This is a genomic window from Methylobacterium sp. WL119 (assembly GCF_008039875.1).
Lineage (GTDB): Bacteria > Pseudomonadota > Alphaproteobacteria > Rhizobiales > Beijerinckiaceae > Methylobacterium.
The window spans coordinates 20,589-36,276 of sequence record NZ_VRUU01000005.1 but is presented as its reverse complement, the minus strand read 5'-3'; the positions used below and the strand labels follow the sequence as shown (position 1 = coordinate 36,276).

Below are 15,688 nucleotides of genomic sequence, written 5' to 3'. Positions count from 1 at the left end.
CGACACGGAGACCTTTCGATGACCGCCTCGACCGACGGAAAGACCGACGTCCTCTGGTTCCTGCCGACGCACGGCGACGGCCGCTATCTCGGCGCGTCTGAGGGCGCGCGCGACGTGTCGCTGAGCTATCTCCGCCAGATCGCGCAGGGCGCCGACGCCCTCGGCTATTACGGCGTGCTGCTGCCCACCGGCCGCTCCTGCGAGGATTCCTGGGTGATCGCCTCGGCACTCGCGCCGCTGACGCAGCGCCTGCGCTTCCTCGTCGCCGTGCGTCCCGGCCTGATGGAGCCCTCGGCGGCCGCCCGCATGGCCTCGACGCTCGACCGGATCTCCGATGGGCGCCTGCTGATCAACGTCGTCACGGGCGGCGATCCGGTGGAGCTGCGCGGCGACGGCGTGTTCCTCGACCACGACGCGCGCTACGCGGTGACCGACGAGTTCCTTCACATCTGGCGCGGCCTGATGGCCGGCGAGACCGTCTCGTTCACGGGCAAGCACCTCTCGGCGGAGAACGGCCGGCTGATCTTCCCGCCGGTGCAGAAGCCCTATCCGCCGCTCTACTTCGGCGGCTCGTCGCCGGCCGGCATCGACGTGGCGGCCGAGCATTGCGACGTCTACCTTACCTGGGGCGAGCCGCCGGCCGGCGTCGCCGAGAAGATCGCGACCGCGAAGGCGGCCGCGGAGGCGCGCGGCAAGACCTTCTCCTACGGCATCCGCCTGCACGTCATCGTCCGCGAGACCGAGGGCGAGGCGTGGGCGGCGGCCGACCGCCTGATCTCGAAGCTCGACGACGCCACGATCGCCAAAGCGCAGGCCACGCTGAAGCGCCAGGATTCGGTCGGGCAGAGCCGGATGATGGCGCTGCACGGCGGAAGCCGGGACAAGCTTCAGGTCTCGCCGAACCTCTGGGCCGGCGTCGGGCTGGTGCGCGGCGGTGCCGGCACGGCGCTGGTCGGCTCGGCCGACCAGGTCGCCGACCGGATGAAGGAGTACATCGATCTCGGGATCGACCGCTTCATCCTCTCCGGCTACCCGCATCTCGAGGAGGCCTACCGCTTCGCCGAGCTCGTCTTCCCGAAGCTGCCGCTGCGCGCCACCACCGGCATCGGCCCCTCGAACGCCCGCAACGACGGCCCGTTCGGCGAGGTGATGGCCAACGACATCGTGCCGACGCGGCAGGTCGCGGCGCACTGAGAACCACGCCGGGAGGGGCCGGATCGCAGCGTCTCCGGCCTTCTCAAGCTCACCGCGCCATGCTATCCGGCGCGGATTGCGGGTGTAGCTCAATGGTAGAGCAGCAGCCTTCCAAGCTGAATACCCGGGTTCGATTCCCGGTACCCGCTCCACCCCTTCTGTAGATCATGCCGACGGTCGCGACGCCTGCCATTTACGGTTCGGGCGCTACCAGGTGACTGCGTTGAAGCGCTCGATCAGGCGCGGGCCGTCCCAGACCTCGATCACCCGGCCTTCGGCGAGCGCGAGCGCCTGCGCGATGGCTTCGTCGTCGCCGAATGCTGGCAACGGGTGAAGGCTCTTCGCGCCGTCGCGGGCGGTGATGACCGCGTGATAGCGCGGACCTGCGGGGGACGCCCTGCGGCTGCGGGCGATCGCGACCGGCGCCTGCAAGGTCTCGTCCTGAATCGCCTCGCTCACGCCCGTATCCCGCTTCTCGACCATCCGATGTGTTCTTGCTCGCGCATGGCCATGGACGACATCGTGTCGATCCGCGTCCGCACCCGCGAGCGCCGGCCTCGGCACGATGGCTCCGCGGCGGAAGAGATCGACGCGCCAACCGCGACGTGTTCGAATGACGGGCGAGCGCAACCGTCACGCTAAGTTGCCGGCGCAAGACCGACACCAACATGGGTTAAATTCGCCGGGCGTTCCGGGTGCGCGCCAGTGACCCGGACGACGCCGAGCGAGCGGTCCCGCCCAAGCATCGCTACGGCGAGCGATGCGAGCGCCTTCGGGGCGCAGACGGGTTCGTGACGGGTCCGGCCACCGTGTCGAGCCCGATGACGAGCGGGATCGAGCGATCGCCGATCGAGCAACCGCCGGCGGGGCCATGGCGCTGCAAGCGGACGGCTCGATCCTGGCGTAGCGCCGTCGCGAATGGCTCAGCCGAACCGTATGATCCGATATTCGTGGAGGCAGGGTGGGTAGGGCGTCGGCGATCGGCGCTGCGTTGAGGACGCCGGCGCATCCCGATCTTTCGATCCTCGATCCGATACGGCTGCCGTCGGCAGTTCGCGCTCGACGAACGTCTGCTCGATGGAGGCATGCATCGCCTCCGCCGCGGGCGAGGGATCGACGACTGAAACGGGTATCGCGTGCAGAAAACTTGGGGCGTGGGGCACCGTCCGTCGCCCGGTTCTCGGGGGCGACGGACGGGTCCGGATTCAGGCGGCGGCGATGGTCGCCTTGACGATCTTGTCGGGCGAGCGCGGCGGCTCGCCCTTGTTGATCGTGTCGACCACGTCCATGCCTTCGACGACCTTGCCCCAGACGGTGTACTGCTTGTCCAGGAAGCGGGCGTCGTCGAAGCAGATGAAGAACTGCGAGTTCGCCGAGTGCGGGAAGTTGGTGCGCGCCATCGAGCAGGTGCCGCGGGTGTGCGGCTCGGCGTTGAACTCGGCGTTCAGGTCGGGAAGGTCGGAGCCGCCCGAGCCGGTGCCGGTGGGATCGCCGGTCTGCGCCATGAAGCCGTCGATGACGCGGTGGAACGGCACGCCGTCGTAGAAGCCCTGGCCGGCGAGCGTCTTGATGCGCTCGACGTGGTTCGGCGCGAGGTCGGAGCGCAGCGCGACGACGACGCGGCCCTTGGTGGTCTCGAGGACGAGGTTTTCGGTGTCGGCCATGTCGGTCTCCAGGTTGTTCAGGGCGGGGGCGCTGCGCCTGGCTGCGGCGCGGCGGGGTGATCGGTGGCCGTCATCCGGGTCGGTTCGCGGTGACCTTCCGGTAGACGAAACGTAGGGCGACGGGACGCCCGGCGATCGCTCGGCCGAGGCCGGGCGTGATCTGGGCCGGCAGGCAACGGTTCAATCCGTCGATCGTCGCATGCACCAGGGTCGGGCGCGTCTTCGGACCGACGCCCCTCGCATACGTGATCCGCGGCGGCCCGAGCAAGCTTCCGTCGCGCCGGAGCGACAGCCGCGCGGTGATCTCGACGTTCGACGCATCCTCGAGGATGGCGGGCGGGCGCCAGCACGCCGCGAGGGCGGGATAGAGCTCGGCCAGGGTGTTCGGGCGCGGAACCGGCTTCACCGCGAGCGGGACGACGATCGTCGCCCGCAACGTCTGCGGCAGGCTCAGCGGATAGCCGGGGCCTTCGCCGTCGAACGCGTAGCCGTAGAACGGCTGGGCGCCCGCGGCGGCGGGCACGAGGGCGACGAGGAGGGTCGCCGACGCGCGGCGCAGGCCCCGCATCGCCGCTTACTTGGCCTTCTCGGCCAGCTGCATCTTGACGATCTTGTCCGGGTTCTGGACCGCGCCGCCAGCGGCGCCGGGCGCCGCCTTCTTGATCTTGTCGACGGCATCCATGCCGTCGGAGACGAGGCCGACCACGGTGTACTGGCCGTTCAGGAAGGAGGCATCGCCGAGACAGATGAAGAACTGCGAGTTGGCCGAGTTCGGATCTGACGAGCGCGCCATGCCGACGGTGCCGCGGCGGAACTGCGCCGAGGAGAACTCGGCCGGGATGTCGGGCAGGCTCGAGCCGCCGGTGCCGTTGCCCTTCGGGTCGCCGGTCTGGGCCATGAAGCCGTCCATCACCCGGTGGAACTTCAGGCCGTTGTAGAAGCCCTGGGCGATCAGAGTCTTGAGCTGCTTGACGTGCTTGGGCGCGATGTCCGGGCGCAGCTCGATCGTGACGCGGCTGTCCTTGGTGTCGAGGTAGACGGTGTTGGCGTCGGCGGCGCGGGCGGCGGAGGCCCCGAGCGTGAGGGAGAGCGCGAGCGCGAAAACGGCGTTGCGGCGGTTCATGGGGATCGTCTCCTTGAGAAGCGTTGGGGGCTCAGCTGCGGCTCGCGAAGCGGGCCGCGAGGCGTTCGGCCACTTGGGCCGGCACGAAGGGCGAGACGTTGCCGCCCATCGCGGCGATCTGCCGGACGAGCGTCGCGGTGATCGGGCGGACCTGGATCGAGGCCGGCAGGAACACGGTCTGGACTTCGGGCGCCATCGCGCCGTTCATGCCGGCAAGCTGCATCTCGTAGTCGAGATCGGTGCCGTCGCGCAGGCCGCGGATGAACAGGCTGGCGCCGCAGCGGCGCGCCGCCGTCACGGCGAGGTCGTCGAAGGTCGCGATCTCCAGCTCCGTCCCCTCGGCGGCGGCGAGCGGCGCGCAGGTCTCCGCGAGCAGCTCGGCCCGCGCCTCGGCGGAGAAGAGCGGGGCCTTGCCGGGATGGACGCCGATCGCGATCACGAGGCGCGGCACCAGCCGACAGGCTTGGCGGACGACGTCGAGATGGCCGTTGGTCACCGGATCGAAGGACCCGGCATAGAGCGCGGTGCGGTTCATGCCCGCAACGCCCTAGAGGATTTTCGTGACGAACGGAACCGCCGGCCCCGGCGAATGGACCGCCGGCCGGAAACGCGAGAAAGGGCGGAAGCGCTTCCGCTCCCACCCTTCCGGTCGATCTCGATCGATCCGGGCTGCCCGCAGCCCGGCGCAGATCCTAGTACGTGCCGAACTTGTAGTTGATGCCGGCGCGGGCGAGGCTGCCCTCGGTCGAGAGGCGCGAGATGTAGCCGATGCCCGGCGTGCCGGCGGGGCCGACATTGGCGACGAAGAGGTTGCGGCTCCCCAGGTCGTAGCGGAGGTACTCGCCCTTGATCGTGACCGCGCTGGCGCGGAAGAAGTTCAGGAACGACTCGGTCGGCAGCGCGTACTCGATGCCGCCGCCGTAGGCGTAGCCGGTCTCCATGCTGGAGCGGCGGGCGGCGTAGGTCACCGGAGCGCCGGTCTGGAACGTGACGGACTGGGTCACGTCGCCGTAGGCGAAGCCGCCGGTGCCGTACACGAACACCCGATCGAAGGCGTAGCCGATGCGGCCGCGCACGGTGCCGAGGTAGTTCAGCTCGGTGCGGTAGCTGTTGGTCAGGACGTTGGGGTTGAAGGCCGGGTTGAAGATCGTCTCGGTGCGGCGGCGCTGCAGGTCGGTGTACTGCGCGTCGGCCTCGATGCCGACGACGATGCCGGAGCCCGGGGTGAACTGGTAGTTGTAGCCGATCTGACCGCCGCCGGTGAAGCCGTCCTGCGGCAGCGGCACGCTCGAGCGGCGCAGGCCGCGGTCGACGTTGAGCTGCAGCGCGCCGATGCCGGCGGTGCGGACGTTGTCGCGCTCGGAGAAGGCGTAGCCGGCATTCGCGCCGAGGTAGAAGCCGGTCCAGGTGAAGACCGGGACGGGCGTGAACACCGGCGGCGGGGCCCGGCGCGGAAGGTCGGCGGCGCCGGCTGAGGCGGCGAGGGTCGCCGAGGCGACGGCGGCGAGGGCGAAGGACTTCAGCACGGGCGGCATCCGGGGTTGGGGACTGACGTTGCAGACCAGTAACCCCGCCGCCTCACCTTGAATATGACTTCGCGGCAACACTCGGAAACATCGTTAGTCCAGTCGCGACGATGCTTTCGTCAAATATATACGCTACGTTTATCCCGGAAAAATCATCCCACGCCGAGTATCATTTTTTCTAGCACGCGCGAAAAGCCGGTGCCGAAACCCTGCAGGACGGCTGGATCCGCCGCCCTGCAGGGCCTCCGCCTCACGCCGTCTCGTCGATGATCTCGCCGCCTTCGTCCTCGCCGGCGATGTGCTCGACGGAGACGACGCGCTCGTCCTTGGCGGTGTCGAACACGGTCACGCCCTGAGAGGCGCGGCCGACGACGCGGATGTCGTCCACCGGCACGCGGATGAGCTGGCCGGCATTGGTCACCAGCATGATCTGGTCCGCCGCCTCGACCGGGAAGGAGGCGACGAGGTTGCCGTTGCGGGGGTTGACCTCCATCGCCTTGATGCCCTTTCCGCCGCGTCCCGAGGTCCGGTACTCGAACGACGAGGTCCGCTTGCCGTAGCCGCGCTCGGCCAGCGTCAGAACGAACTGCTGGTTGGCGCCCATCTCGGCGTAGCGCTCCTGCGACAGCAGCGGCGCATCGGTGGCAGCCTCCTCGGCATCGGCGTCGCCGGCCTCGGGTGCGGTGTCGCCGATGACGGCGCGCTGCATCTTCAGGAAGCCGACGCGCTCCTCGGGCGTCGCGTCGAAGCTGTTGAGGATCGTCATCGAGATGACGCGATCGCCCTTGCCGAGGCTGATGCCGCGGACGCCGGTGGAATCGCGGCCCTTGAAGACGCGGACGTCCTCGACGGGGAAGCGGATGCACTGGCCGAGCGCGGTGGTCAGCAGCACGTTCTGCTCGGGGCGGCAGATCTCGACGTGGACGATGTGGTCGCCCGGATCGAGCTTCATCGCGATCTTGCCGTTGCGGTTCACCTGCACGAAGTCGGACAGCTTGTTGCGCCGGACGCCGCCGGACGCGGTCGCGAACATCACGTCCAGCGTGTCCCAGGACGATTCGTCCTCGGGCAGCGGCATGATCGTGGTGATGCGCTCGGCCTGGTCCTGCAGCTGCAGAATGTTGACGAGCGCCTTGCCGCGGGCGTTCGGCGCCGCCATCGGCAGGCGCCAGACCTTCTCCTTGTAGGCCTGGCCCTGGCTGGAGAAGAACAGCACCGGCGTATGCGTGCTCGCCACGAACAGGCGGGTGACGAAATCCTCCTCGCGGGTGGACATGCCGGAGCGGCCCTTGCCGCCGCGGCGCTGGGCCCGATAGGTCGAGAGCGGCACGCGCTTGACGTAGCCGGCATGGGACACGGTGACGACCATGTCCTCGCGCTGGATCAGGTCCTCGTCGTCGACGCTCGAATCGTAGTCGAGGATCACCGTCCGCCGCGGAGTCGCGAACTGGGTCCGCACCTCAGCGAACTCGTCCTTGACGATGGTCTGGATGCGCTGGCGCGAGCGCAGGATGTCGAGGTAGTCGGCGATCTCGTCGGCGAGCGACTTCAGCTCGTCGCCGACCTCGTCGCGGCCGAGCGCGGTCAGGCGCTGCAGGCGCAGGTCGAGGATCGCGCGGGCCTGCACCTCCGAGAGGCGGTAGGTGCCGTCGTCCGCCACCCGGTGGCGCGGGTCGTCGACCAGGGCGATCAGCGGGGCGATGTCGTGGGCCGGCCAGTCGCGGGCCATCAGCGCCTCGCGCGCCGAGTTCGGGTCGGGCGAGGTGCGGATCAGCCGGATCACCTCGTCGATGTTGGCGACCGCGATCGCGAGGCCGCACAGCACGTGGGCGCGCTCGCGCGCCTTGTTCAGCAAGAACTTGGTGCGGCGGGAGACGACCTCCTCGCGGAAGTCGATGAAGGCCTGGAGCAGGTCCTTCAGGTTCATCAGCTCGGGGCGGCCGCCGTTCAGCGCCACCATGTTGCAGCCGAACGAGGATTGCAGCGGCGTGAAGCGGTAGAGCTGGTTCAGCACCACCTCCGCCATCGCGTCGCGCTTGATCTCGACGACGATGCGCATGCCGTCGCGATCGGACTCGTCGCGCAGGTCCGAGATGCCCTCGACGCGCTTCTCCTTGACCAGCTCGGCGATCTTCTCGACCAGCGTGGCCTTGTTCACCTGGTACGGGATCTCGGTGAAGATCAGCGCCTCGCGCTCCTTGCGAAGCTCCTCGACGTGGGACTTCGCCCGCATGATGATCGAGCCGCGGCCGGTGGCGTAGGCCTGGCGCGTGCCGGCGCGGCCGAGGATCGCCCCGCCGGTCGGGAAATCCGGGCCGGGCACGATCTCGGTGAGCTGCTCGATCGTCAGGCCCGGATCGTCGATCAGCGCGATGCAGGCGTCGATCAGCTCGCCGAGATTGTGCGGCGGGATGTTGGTCGCCATGCCGACGGCGATGCCGCCGGCGCCGTTGACGAGCAGGTTCGGGAACCGCGCCGGCAGGACCGACGGCTCCTCGCGCGACTCGTCGTAGTTCGGCTGGAAGTCGACGGTGTTCTTGTCGATGTCGGCGAGCAGCGCGGTCGCCGGCTTGGCGAGCCGCGATTCGGTGTAGCGCATCGCCGCCGCGGGATCGCCGTCGACCGAGCCGAAGTTGCCCTGGCCGTCGATGAGCATCAGCCGCATCGAGAAGTCCTGCGCCATGCGGACCAAGGCGTCGTAGATCGATTGGTCGCCGTGCGGGTGGTAGAGACCGATCACGTCGCCGACGATGCGGGCCGACTTGACGTATTTGCGCTCCGGCAGGTGCCCGCTCTCGTAGGCGGCGAACAGGATGCGCCGGTGCACCGGCTTGAGGCCGTCGCGCGCATCCGGCAGCGCCCGGCTCACGATCACGCTCATCGCGTAGTCGAGGTAGGACCGGCGCATCTCGTCGGTGATGGAGACGGGCTTGATGTCGCTGGCGGGCGGCGGCGTGCCGGCCCCTGTCTCGTCGTTGTCGGCCAAGGGCTTTTATCCGTGTGGCGAAGGCCCCGCGTCCGGGGCCGTTGTCAGGTGCATCCCACGCCGAAGCGCCGCACGCGGCGCGACGTGGGGGAAGACGAATGATATCAGACGGTTAATTATTCCTCCCGTCGCACCGGCGCAAGCACCCGATCCCGGCGCGTCCGCCGCCTTTTTCGCGACCGCGAGCGACGCCTGCAACCGCAGGATCCCCGCGCGTTCCCGCCTTGCGCTGGCTCCGGCCAAGCTCGCGCCCGAATGCCGCCGCGCGATCGGCAGGGTTTGGGTGCGGTGCGGGGAACAACAGCTGGGCCGACCGCTTCTGTGACAGACGTGGCTGTTCACGCCCGGCACCGTTCCGGGGATCGCCCCCGCGCGATCCGGACCGACCCGTGAGCCCCGAACGATGAGGATGGTGGCCCGATGCGGCGCACGCACAACATGGCCTTCGGCGCCGAGATCGCGGACCAAGGCGTCCGCTTCGCGCTCTGGGCCCCGACGGCACGGGACGTCGTGCTGGTGGTCGACGGGACGGATCACGCGCTTCCGGATGCCGGCGAGGGCTGGCGCCGAACGACCGTCCCCGGGGTCGCGGCCGGCGCCCGCTACGGCTTCCGCGTCGACGGCGACCTCGTGGTGCCCGATCCCGCCTCGCGCTTCCAGCCGGACGACGTGTCGGGCCTGTCCGAGGTGATCGACCCGGCCGCCTTCGCCTGGAGCGACGACGCGTGGAAGGGCCGGCCGTTCGAGGAGGCGGTGATCTACGAGACGCATGTCGGCACCGCGACGCCGGAGGGCACCTATGCCGGGCTGCAGAAGCGGCTGGCCGACCTGAAGGCGCTCGGCGTCACCGCCATCGAGCTGCTGCCGCTCGCCGACTTCAAGGGCACCCGCAATTGGGGCTACGACGGGGTGCTGCCCTACGCGCCGGACGCCGCCTACGGCCGTCCCGACGACCTCAAGCGCCTGATCGACGCCGCGCACGGGCTCGGGCTGATGGTCTACCTCGACGCGGTCTACAACCACTTCGGGCCGGCCGGGAACTATCTCCACGCCTACGCCAAAACCTTCTTCACCGAGCGGCACCAGACCCCGTGGGGCGCGGGCATCAACTTCGACGGCAAGGAGAGCGGCCACACCGTGCGGCAGTTCTTCATCCAGAACACGCTGTACTGGCTCGAGGAATACCATTTCGACGGCATCCGCTTCGACGCCGTCCACGCGATCCTCGACGATTCGCCGACGCACTTCCTGGCCGAGCTCGGCGAGACGGTCCGCGCGGCCTTCCCCGATCGCCAGATCCATCTCATGCTCGAGAACGAGGCCAACCAGGCCAAGTGGCTCGAGCGCGACGGCTCGGGCAAGCCGCTCCAGCACGACGCCCAGTGGGCCGACGACCTGCACCATTGCTGGCACGTGCTGCTGACGGGCGAGGATTCCGGCTACTACGAGAGCTTCAGCGACAAGCCGGTCGAGCGGCTGGCGCGCTGCCTGTCGGAGGGGTTCGCCTATCAGGGCGAGCCGTTCAAGACGCTGGGCGACCATCCGCGCGGCGAGCCCTCGGCCCACCTGCCGCCGACCGCGTTCGTGACGTTCCTGCAGAACCACGACCAGGTCGGCAACCGCGCGCTCGGCGAGCGCCTGAGTGAGCTCGCCGATCCGAAGAAGCTCGATCTGGCGCGCGCCGGGCTCCTGCTCAGCCCGCAGATTCCGATGCTGTGGATGGGCGAGGAATGGTCGGCCTCGACGCCGTTCCTGTTCTTCGTCGATTTCGCGCCGGACGCGGAGCTGAACAAGGCCGTCCGGGAAGGGCGCCGCAAGGAGTTCAAGAGCTTCGCGGCCTTCGCCGACGACACGTCGGTGATCCCGGATCCGACCGAGGCCGAGACCTTCGAAGCGTCGAAGCTCGACTGGTCCGAGCGCGAGCGCTCGCCGCACCGGGAGGTGCTGGCCGAGACCACCCGGCTCTTGGCCCTGCGCCGGGACGTGGTGGTGCCGCTCGCCAAGTCCGGCTATCGCAACGCAAAGGCGATCCTTCCCCGCGCCGACGTGGTCGACTGCACCTGGTCCTACGCGGGCGGGACCCTGCGGTTCGTCGCCAATGTCGGCGATGCGCCGTTCTCCGTCGAGGCCGGCGACGACACGCCGGTCTGGACCAATGCGCCGGACCGCACCGGTGCGTCTCTGCCCGCCTGGACGGGTGTATTTCTGACGAAAGCGGCCCGATGAGCATTGCACTGCAACGCCTTGCCGACCTCGCAGGCATCGCCGACGGCTACGTCGACGCCTTCGGCAAGCCGGTCGAGACCGCGCTCGAAGTCCGCCGCGGCATGCTCGCGGCGCTCGGCTTCGCGGTCGGCACCGACGAGGAGATCGCCCGGAGCCTCGGCGAGGTCGAGGCCCTGCGCAACGGCCTGATCCCGCCGCTGCTGCCGGTCGAGGCGCGCCGCGCGGTGCGCGTTCCGGTTCGCGGGGAGGGGACGGCGGTCTGGCGCCTCGTCGACGAGCGCGGCAACGCCCGCGAGGGCCGGGCAACCCTGTCCAGCGATACCGCCGGGTTCGAGCTGCCGCCGCTGACCCCGGGCTACCATCACCTCGCCGTCACCCTCGGCGACCGGACTGCGGAAGCCTGGATCATTTCGGCGCCGCAGCGCTGCTGGCGTCCGCGCGCCTATGCCGACGAGGGCGCCAGCGATTGGGGTCTCGCGGCCCAGCTCTACGGCCTGCGCTCCGACACCAACCTCGGGATCGGCACTTATGCCGACGCGGGTCAGGCGGCGCGCGATGCGGGCCTGCGCGGCGCATCGTTTCTCGGCCTGAGCCCGGTGCACGCCCTGTTTGCCGCCGACCGGACCAAGATCTCGCCCTACTCGCCGTCCTCGCGCCTGTTCCTCGACACGCTGTTCATCGCGCCGACGAGCATGCCGAGCTTCGTCGGCTCGCGGGCGGAAAGGCGTCTCGCCGAGATGGCGCCCCGCGTCGAAGCGTTGCGCGCCGCCGCCCTGGTCGACCATCAGGGCGTGTGGGACGTGCTCTCGCCGGTGCTGCAGGACTTCTGGGCGGAGTCGGATGCGAGCCGGGGCGCGGATGCGGGCTTCACGGCCTTCCGGGAGGAGGGCGGCGAGGATCTTCAATCGCACGCCACGTTCGAGGCCTTGTCCGAGCACTTCAAGGGGCGGGGCGCCCAGTGGCTCGGCGACTGGCCGGAGGAATTCCGGCGCGCCGGAACGGACGCCGTCGCGGCCTTCGCCGACGAGCACCGCGACGCGGTGTCGTATCACGCCTGGCTCCAGTACCTCGCCGACCGGCAGCTCGCAGACGCCTCCGAGCGGGCGCTCGCGACCGGCATGCGCATCGGCCTCTACCGCGACCTCGCCGTCGGCGCAGACCGTGGCGGCTCGGAGATCTGGTCGCATCCCGAGCGCTTCGCCGACCGCGTCTCGATCGGCGCACCGCCGGACCTGCTCGCGCCCAAGGGCCAGGATTGGGGACTGCCGGCCTTCGATCCGCTCGAGATGGAGCGCGACGGGCTCGCCGCCTTCCGGGCGCTGGTGCGCGCCAACATGCGCCATGCCGGCGCGATCCGCATCGACCACGCCTTCCAGCTCGCCCGGCTGTTCCTGATCCCGCTCGGCGGCGGCGCGAAGGACGGCGCCTACGTGGCGATGCCGTTCGAGCCGATGATCGCGGTGCTGCGCCTGGAGAGCCATCGCAACAAGTGCCTCGTCATCGCCGAGGATCTCGGCACCGCGCCGGAGGGCTTCTCGGACGCGCTGATGCAGGCCGGCATCCTTAGTTACCGGATCTTGGCGTTCGAGCGTGAGCAGGACGGGCGGTTCAAGGCGCCCGAGGCCTATCCCCGCGACGCGCTGACCGCGATCACCACGCACGACCTGCCGACCTTCGTCGGCTGGTGGCGCGGGGTCGACACCGACACGCGCCAGTCCCTCGGCCTCTACGACGCCGAGCGGGCCGAGGCGGAGCGCAACGAGCGCGTCACCGAGCGCCGGCGCCTGTCCGAGGCGCTGGCCGCGCAGCAGCTCATCGTCGGCGCCGAGCCGCCGGACGCGGCCCCGTTCGAGGCGGCGGCGCGATACCTCGCCCGCGCTCCGTCGATGCTGACCGCGGTGCAGTACGAGGACGTCGTCTCCGAGCTGAGCCAGGCCAACGTGCCGGGCTCGACCGAGGGCTACCCGAACTGGCGGCGCAAGCTCGACCGCGACCTCGCCGCCATCGCCGCGCCGGGCGGCCCGCTGGCGAAGCTCGCCGCCGCCCTGTCGGCCGAGGATCGCGGCCCACGCTCCGGTGCCGCCCGCCTCGCGACCGCCCCGCCGCGCGCGACCTACCGCCTGCAGTTCCACAAGCACTTCACCTTCGCCGACGCGGAGAAGATCGTCCCGTACCTGGCGAAGCTCGGGATCAGCCACGTCTACGCCTCGCCGCTGCAGAAGGCCCGACCCGGCTCGACCCACGGCTACGACATCGTCGACCACGGCGCGATCAACCCTGAGCTCGGCGGCGAGGCCGGCTTCGTGCGCCTGTCCGACGCGCTGCGGGCGCACGGGCTGAAGCTGCTGCTCGACATCGTCCCCAACCACATGGGCGTCGGCGGCGCCGACAACCCGTGGTGGCTGTCCGTGCTCGAATGGGGCGCGCTCTCGCCCTTCGGCCATGCCTTCGACATCGATTGGGAGCGCCTGGGCGCCAACCGCAACCTGGTGATCCCCTTCCTCGGCGAGCGCTACGGCGAGGCGCTGGAGAACGGGAACCTCGAGCTCAAGTTCGACGCGGTCGCCGGGGCCTTCAGCGTCTGGCACTACGAGCACCAGTTCCCGATCCGCCCGCTGAACTACCCGACCATCCTCAATCGGGTGCTAGCGGCGCTCGGCGACGTGGACGAGGAGGCGCAGGGCGAGCTGCTCGCCATCTCCGAGCGCCTGCGCACCATGGGCGCCGAGACCGACGCGAAGCGCCGCGTCGCCTTCCCGGAGGAGGCGGAAGGGCTCAAGCAGCGGCTCGCCGCCGTCTGCGCCGCATCGCCGGAGATCCGAGCCGCGATCGACCGCAGCCTCAAGCTGCTCAACGGCTTCAAGGGCCGCCCGGACAGCTTCGGCCCGCTGCACCGGCTCCTGGAGAGCCAGGCCTATCGCCTCGCTCATTGGCGCGTCGCGTCGAGCGACATCAACTACCGGCGCTTCTTCGACGTGAACTCGCTGGCGGGCCTGCGCGTCGAGCTGAACGACATCTTCCACCGCTCGCACGAGACCGTGTTCCGGCACGTCCGCGAGGGGCGGATCGACGGGCTGCGCATCGACCACATCGACGGCCTGGCCGACCCGCAGGGCTATGCGCGGGCGCTGCAGGCGGCCGTCGGACCGGGCTTCTACGTCGTGGTCGAGAAGATCCTGGAGCCGGGCGAGAAGCTTCGGCCGTGGCCGGTCGCCGGCACCACCGGCTACGACGTGCTGAACCACCTCGACGGCATCCTCGTCGACCAGGGCAAGCGCGGCAAGATCAAGCGGCTCTACGAGTGGGCCACCGGCTTCGACGAGCCCTACGGCTTTCAGCTTCGCGCCGCGAAGGCCGAGATCCTCGAGATCAGCTTCGCCAGCGAGCTCGAGGTGCTGACCACCGACCTCAAGGAGATCGCCGATGCCGACCGGCGCACGCGCGACTTCTCGGTCAACGCGATCCGCCGGGCGCTCATCGAGATCATCGCGCGGTTCCCGACCTATCGCAGCTACCTGCCGCCGGACCTCGACGAGAGCGATGTGGAGGCCGAGGACGTTCGGCTGATCGAGGGCGCGGTCGCCAAGGCCAAGCGCTGGTCGGCGCTGCCGGACCGCTCGGTCCACGACTTCGCGGCCGCCGCGCTCATCGGCCGGATCGAGACCTCCGGGCCCGGACGGCCGGACCCGATCGTGATCCTGCGGTTCCGCCGCCGCTTCCAGCAGCTCACCGGCCCGGTGATGGCCAAGAGCCTGGAGGACACGCTGTTCTACCGCTACGCGATGCTGCTCGGCCTCAACGAGGTCGGCGGCGATCCCGGCGAGTACGGCCTCGACGCGGAGCACTTCCACGCGCTCCAGGCGGCGCGTGCCCGCGACTGGCCGAACGCGATGATCACGACGGCGACCCACGACACCAAGCGCGGCGAGGATGCGCGCTCGCGCCTGCTCGCCCTGTCCGAGCTGCCGGAGGAATGGGCCCGCGCCTGGGACCTGTGGCGCACGATCGCCGTCCCGCACCTGACGACCATCGACGACGAGCCGGCGCCGGACGCCAACGACCAGTGGATGTTCTTCCAGGCCATCCTCGGGGCGTGGCCGCTCGAGCTGCTCGATGCCGACGAGCCGAATGCCATCGAGGATTTCCGCAAGCGCCTGACCGCCTACAGTGAGAAGGCGATGCGCGAGGGCAAGCGCAGGTCGAGCTGGGTCAACGTCGACGAAGCCTACGAGGGTGCGGTCGCCAAGCTGTTCGAGGCGCTGATCGCGCCGGGGTCCGAGTTCCTGGCCAAGCTGCGGCCGTTCGCCCGGCGCCTCGCCCATCTCGGGATGATCGCCGGCCTCGGCCGCACGGTCCTCAAATGCACGCTGCCCGGCCTGCCGGACGTGTACCAGGGCACCGAGTTCTGGGACTTCTCGTTCGTCGATCCCGACAACCGCCGGCCGGTGAACTACGCGGCGATGGAACGCGCTCTTGCGGACCAGGGGGTGCTGCCCGAACTGCTGGCGCATTGGCCGGACGGACGGGTGAAGCAGGCGACCCTGAAGCGTCTGCTCGCCGACCGCGCCGCGCGTCCGGCCTTCTATGCCGAGGCCGACTACCGGGCGATCGAGGCGACGGGGCCGCGTGCGGACAACGTCGTCGCCTACCTTCGCTCCGACGCGAGCGCGGACGGCGACATCTTCGTCGCGGTCCCGCGACTGGTCGCCGGACTGGTCACGGACGCCACCTGGTCGGGGGCGGGGTTCGCCGGCACGACGGTCGATCTCGGCGCGGGCACGTCCTGGCACGACATCGTCACGGGGGCCGGCTACGACGGCTCCGCCGATCTCGCAGCGTTGTTCTCCGCGCTGCCCTACGCCGTCCTCCGGCGCCGGGCGTGATCCCAGCGTGCCGCGCCGCATCCGTGGGCACGGCACGCACCCGGCATTCGGGCGTTAGTCGATGACGCCATCCAACAACTCGAGGC

Annotated in this window: 10 protein-coding genes and 1 tRNA gene; 4 read left to right on the top strand and 7 right to left on the bottom strand. The window is 69.9% G+C overall.

Annotated elements, in window-relative coordinates; genetic code table 11:
- The first annotated feature begins 18 nt into the window (after positions 1-18).
- Together ssuD and FV227_RS03925 are read left to right on the top strand one after the other, a co-directional pair.
- Positions 19-1,194 (top strand): FMNH2-dependent alkanesulfonate monooxygenase, encoded by a 1,176-nt coding sequence (gene ssuD, locus FV227_RS03930; RefSeq protein ID WP_147726638.1) that lies wholly within the window; start codon positions 19-21, stop codon positions 1,192-1,194.
- A gap of 78 nt (positions 1,195-1,272) precedes the next feature.
- Positions 1,273-1,346 (top strand) — tRNA-Gly (locus FV227_RS03925).
- Between the two features lie 55 nt (positions 1,347-1,401).
- Here FV227_RS03925 and FV227_RS03920 read toward each other — a convergent pair.
- The 7 genes from FV227_RS03920 to gyrA form a co-directional block, all read right to left on the bottom strand.
- Positions 1,402-1,677: a hypothetical protein gene (locus FV227_RS03920; RefSeq protein ID WP_147726640.1), complete on the bottom strand. Its 276-nt coding sequence runs from the start codon at positions 1,675-1,677 to the stop codon at positions 1,402-1,404.
- 722 nt (positions 1,678-2,399) lie between these two features.
- Complete coding sequence (locus FV227_RS03915; protein WP_147726642.1) at positions 2,400-2,858, bottom strand: peptidylprolyl isomerase; 459 nt, start codon at positions 2,856-2,858, stop codon at positions 2,400-2,402.
- Between the two features lie 70 nt (positions 2,859-2,928).
- Positions 2,929-3,426 (bottom strand): hypothetical protein, encoded by a 498-nt coding sequence (locus FV227_RS03910; protein WP_147726644.1) that lies wholly within the window; start codon positions 3,424-3,426, stop codon positions 2,929-2,931.
- Positions 3,427-3,432: 6 nt separating this feature from the next.
- Complete coding sequence (locus FV227_RS03905; RefSeq protein WP_147858316.1) at positions 3,433-3,981, bottom strand: peptidylprolyl isomerase; 549 nt, start codon at positions 3,979-3,981, stop codon at positions 3,433-3,435.
- A 31-nt stretch (positions 3,982-4,012) separates the two neighbouring features.
- Positions 4,013-4,516: a pantetheine-phosphate adenylyltransferase gene (gene coaD, locus FV227_RS03900; protein ID WP_147726647.1), complete on the bottom strand. Its 504-nt coding sequence runs from the start codon at positions 4,514-4,516 to the stop codon at positions 4,013-4,015.
- Between the two features lie 157 nt (positions 4,517-4,673).
- Positions 4,674-5,516 (bottom strand): porin family protein, encoded by an 843-nt coding sequence (locus FV227_RS03895; protein ID WP_147841846.1) that lies wholly within the window; start codon positions 5,514-5,516, stop codon positions 4,674-4,676.
- 241 nt (positions 5,517-5,757) lie between these two features.
- Positions 5,758-8,493, bottom strand: coding sequence for a DNA gyrase subunit A (gene gyrA / locus FV227_RS03890; RefSeq protein ID WP_147726650.1), 2,736 nt, complete (start codon positions 8,491-8,493; stop codon positions 5,758-5,760).
- 420 nt (positions 8,494-8,913) lie between these two features.
- On the opposite strand from gyrA, the gene treZ reads away from it, so the two are divergent.
- Positions 8,914-10,719 (top strand): malto-oligosyltrehalose trehalohydrolase, encoded by a 1,806-nt coding sequence (gene treZ / locus FV227_RS03885; RefSeq protein WP_147858315.1) that lies wholly within the window; start codon positions 8,914-8,916, stop codon positions 10,717-10,719.
- Positions 10,716-15,602: a malto-oligosyltrehalose synthase gene (locus tag FV227_RS03880; protein ID WP_147858314.1), complete on the top strand. Its 4,887-nt coding sequence runs from the start codon at positions 10,716-10,718 to the stop codon at positions 15,600-15,602. The genes treZ and FV227_RS03880 overlap by 4 nt, the downstream gene beginning before the upstream one ends.
- Positions 15,603-15,688 lie beyond the last annotated feature (86 nt).